Origin of the sequence: Mesorhizobium sp. M2A.F.Ca.ET.037.01.1.1, from assembly GCF_003998075.1 — a bacterium.
In the GTDB taxonomy this organism is placed as follows: Bacteria; Pseudomonadota; Alphaproteobacteria; order Rhizobiales; family Rhizobiaceae; genus Mesorhizobium.
This window is the reverse complement of record NZ_RZSA01001543.1, coordinates 1-905: the sequence shown is the minus strand read 5'-3', so window position 1 is coordinate 905 and position 905 is coordinate 1. Positions and strand designations below refer to the sequence as shown.

The 905-nt window shown below is 66.5% G+C and carries 1 protein-coding gene; it reads left to right on the top strand.

Features of this window, described 5'->3' with window-relative positions; translation table 11 throughout:
- On the top strand, positions 1-905 hold a 905-nt coding region (locus EOA27_RS38230), incomplete at both ends, for a helix-turn-helix domain-containing protein (RefSeq protein ID WP_127258933.1).

Sequence of the window (905 nt, the reverse complement as noted above, 5' to 3'; positions counted from 1 at the left end):
CTCCGTGCCTTGTCTGGTGTTCGGCGCCGATCGAACCAGGCTTGGACTGCCACGCTTCGACTTCCGCGTCTGCGCGATGGAGGAGGGACCCATTCACACCGATGCGGGGCTGAGCATCGTTGTGCCGCACGATCTTTCGGCGCTCAACGAGGCCGATATCGTCATCATTCCAAGCTGGAAGGACCTCGATGCCCCTCTGGCTGCGCCGTTCAAGGAGGCGCTGCAAGGCGCGCATAAGCGCGGCGCGCTGATCGTGGGTCTGTGCCTCGGCACCTTCGCCATTGCCGGCGCCGGATTGCTGGCCGGGCGTAAGGCAACGACTCACTGGGCCTATGCCGATCAACTCCAGGCGCTTCATCCAGACATCGCGATCGACGCCGACGTGCTCTATGTCGACGATGGCGACGTCATCACTTCCGCCGGCGTCGCCGCCGGGCTCGACTGCTGCCTGCACATCGTGCGCGCCCGCTATGGCGCGGAGGCGGCGCTGCGGCTCGCTCGTCACGTAGTGCTCTCACCGCACCGGCAGGGCGGCCAGGCACAGTTCATCGAGCGCCCGCTTGCGCCAACGCCAAACGCCGACCGGTTCGCCAAGGCCCTCGATGACGTGCGGGCATCGCTCGGCGAAGCGCACAGTCTCGACAGCGTCGCCGAAGCAGCGGGTCTCACCCGCCGCACCTTCACGCGCCGTTTCCAGAAAACCACCGGCACCAGTTTCGGCGACTGGCTTGCCGACCAGCGCGTCGCGCTGGCGCAGCGGCTTTTGGAGCAGACGGACAAGTCGATGGACCTGGTGGCCTTCGAAGCCGGCTTCGGCAGCGCCACCTCGCTGCGCCAGCATTTCGCCGCGCGGCTGAAAACCTCGCCGATGCAATATCGGCGGGAGTTTTCCAAGACCGCGGGGA